We start from the raw sequence: 2,959 nt of genomic DNA on the forward strand, positions 1-2,959 counted from the left end.
TTTCACTCTAGCAATCCCTTAACCGAACTCAGCTCTCGAACCAACTCTTTAAACAACAATTTAACAGCTTTAGCGGCCACGCGCGATCGCACCAACCGCACCGACCGACCGCTAAGTTTTTCAACATCCATAAATTCCCCAAGCCGATCGCCAATATCATTCTTCAACCGACACCGCTGAACTTCAATCCGGGTAAACACCCACTGCCAAAAAGCCCTGCGACACAAATCCGATCCACCCACAACCCTAGATTTGTGCAAATCGCCACTGCTTTCTTGAGATGGAGCGTAACCAAGAGCCTTCATAAACCGCCGCAGTGACAAATACCGCTTAGTAGGTTTGCCAGATTTCCGACCCTTCCGAATTTTCACGTCAGGCTTGCCATCAGCGTTTAAATAATTCTCGAACGGATAAATTTGACTTAGCAGCAACGCTTCAACCCGACGACCGAACCCAAATCGGGCAAAAACCTTGCGGTACGGTAAAAACTGCGGCTCGGCAACCAACTTCGACAACTGAAATTCCAACGCCATCTCTTCCCGCTGAAGGTCGCAAATTCGAGCAGCATGAAGGCGAACTTCATCGGTTATTCCCAATCCGATCGAATTTTCCAAGGCCAAATCATACTTAACCGATTGTCGCTGACCGCACAACCAACCCCACAACAGCGGTACTCTTTCGCCCGATCGCACAGACCGAATTAAAGCCGCTTCCGGAAACTGCCACGCTAAATCCTGACGAGCCCGATTAATAATCGGCGACTGCACGCGATTTAAATGTGAGAGACGCAGAACCAGCCGACGAATCTCCACAACAGTTTGCGATCGAACTTGAGTAAACCTGCGAAGGTTGCTGAAATAATCCCACCCATAAATCGCCAGCGCCAAAGCATCCGCGTCGTCATCCTTATCTGGAAGCCCGAGGTGATGCTCGCGAAACGATCGCAGTTCCTTATGTCCGACGAGCCGCACTTCTACGCCAGCTCTAGCAAGTTGAGTTCCCCACAACTTCTGATAGTTAATACCGGATGGCTCCATTACAGCAAAAGTATTAGTTACATCCCCACCAATAAATGTCAGCAAGCCACTAATTCCAGCAGCCGTTGCATCAAACTTGCGAAATTCATAGTCATAGTAAAACTGGCGAGGTTCAGTCGGTTTCTCCGTCAAAAGACAAACAGAAACTGAGGCCTTGCTAATATCAAGTCCGAGAATTTGCATCAATTTTTACAGGTGATAGTTTCCCAAATTCCCGCAACAAAGCTTATGAATCACCCAAAAGCCACACGAGCTTAATTCACTCTTAAAGCTATAAATTAGTGCAGGAAAAACAACCAACTAAATTGCAGCCGAGCTTATGAAGGTTTAAAAGCCGCAACAGCTTGTTTCATTACAAAAGCCCTAAACTGCAACTTCATTGGTAGGCGGTTGATTTGGACTCAATCCGCTACTCCCCCTTTAAAAGGAAGTTTCAGCCACCGAGTCAAGCAGCATCGTCAGGCAGTTTTAATACTAATGACGGCAAGGATTACGCTTGTCACCATCCTCATTCTCATCCCCCACAGAAACCACAGAAGAATCGACAGCAATAGGAACAATATTGAGGTAGCTAAGTAACAAAGCTTGAACGTCAGAAAAATACTTGGATTGAATTTCAAACCCAATCGAATTCCAAATTTCTTAAAAAATTCAGACATTAAATCAAAAAGGAATGGGATTGAATTCCTCCAGTCAAAATTCATCACCATCGTCACCATCGTCACCATCATCACCATCATCATGCCGAGCAGAACGCAGCGTAGCTAAGGAGTCAATCTCATCAAAAATAAGAAGCCTGTATCCAGAACTAGCAATGCCAAGGCGTCCGAGAAAAGCATTTAACCGCTGCAATTGCGCCTCGGCAACAGAAATGCGTTCGTAAAGTTTCACGAGCTTCTGTCGAGCATCCTTGGTTTCTTTTAATACCTGCTGATAGTCACAAACAATTGCATTCTCTGCATTCATCTGTTTGAGCAAGGCAGAAACTTCAAGCTTAAAAAAGTCGTAAGCTTCAGTCAAGGATTCATCACAATCAGAAGAAAGACAAATCTCTCCAGCAGGTGCTAAATTGTTCCACTTATTTTTCTCGTAAGTGGGAACAGTAATTTTAATTGAAACCACAAAAACCTCCCAAGCTAAGGAAAACCACCAACCGCACTGTTCCAAGTCTCAAAACAATTCTGAGCTTGAGACAAAGAATCGTCAAGAATTAAATCGCCGTAAACATCAATCCTGAAACCGTTCCACACTTGAGAAAAATTAGGAACAGCTTTCTGAACGCGAGGCTTAGCTACCAAAAAGTCGCCAAATAAATCGCTCAAGTTCCAACTTTCTAAACACAAAATATCCCAAATCTGAAGAAGAGACTTAAACTTGCGAACAGTCGAACCCATACTGAGCAGCCACCCGTCGCCATTCACTTTGCACAAATCGAGACAAGCAGCACGAGCAAGTGCCAAAACCCTACGAAAGCTCGGACGAATAAAAGGCGTAATATCCTTAGCTTTATTAATTGTCTCGGACTGCTGGCGCACGCGATCGCACAACTCGTCGTTAGCTTGTCGGAGCCGCTCAATTTCAGCTTTAGCAGCAGCTAATTCAATTTGAAGTTCGCAAAGTTCTAAAGTGTCCATGTTTAAAAGGAAGGGAAGCGGCAGCTCGTTTGAAAAGCGACCGCCATAGCAGGAGTAAAAGACTAAAGATGTGGAAATAAAGAAGTTCAGAAGCTCACAATATTGCATCACCTCCCGGAGGCGATCGCCCGCCACAACCCATCAAGGTTCGCCAACAGGGAACGCGGACAATGCGATCGGGATAAATCCGAAGAATAACAGTGCGACCGTCACACTGACTGGCAAGTGCCTGACCGCAAAGGCAATTGTTTTCCGCTGTCAGTACGATCGTACCCAAGTACCGGAAAA

The 2,959-nt window shown here is 45.5% G+C and carries 4 protein-coding genes; all 4 read right to left on the minus strand.

What is annotated here, in order from left to right:
- Positions 1 to 2: 2 nt before the first annotated feature.
- Entirely contained in the window at positions 3 to 1,220 is a 1,218-nt protein-coding gene (locus QUB64_RS32765; RefSeq protein ID WP_333278770.1) for an IS110 family transposase, read from the minus strand.
- Positions 1,221 to 1,730: 510 nt separating this feature from the next.
- Entirely contained in the window at positions 1,731 to 2,159 is a 429-nt protein-coding gene (locus QUB64_RS32770) for a hypothetical protein (RefSeq protein ID WP_333278768.1), read from the minus strand.
- A 14-nt stretch (positions 2,160 to 2,173) separates the two neighbouring features.
- A complete protein-coding gene (locus QUB64_RS32775) occupies positions 2,174 to 2,671 on the minus strand; it encodes a hypothetical protein (protein WP_333278766.1) in 498 nt (165 codons plus the stop codon).
- A 94-nt stretch (positions 2,672 to 2,765) separates the two neighbouring features.
- Positions 2,766 to 2,959, minus strand: a 194-nt coding sequence (locus tag QUB64_RS32780) for a hypothetical protein (protein ID WP_333278765.1), incomplete at its 5' end; no start/stop codon positions are given.

Origin of the sequence: Microcoleus sp. Aus8_D2 (assembly GCF_036702665.1) — a bacterium.
Classification (GTDB): Bacteria; Cyanobacteriota; Cyanobacteriia; order Cyanobacteriales; family Microcoleaceae; genus Microcoleus.

Excerpts from the sequence above, each read along its gene's own strand:
- QUB64_RS32775 (WP_333278766.1), bottom strand. The coding sequence starts at position 2,671 with ATGGACACTTTAGAACTTTGCGAACTTCAAATTGAATTAGCTGCTGCT.
- QUB64_RS32765 (WP_333278770.1), bottom strand. The coding sequence starts at position 1,220 with ATGCAAATTCTCGGACTTGATATTAGCAAGGCCTCAGTTTCTGTTTGT.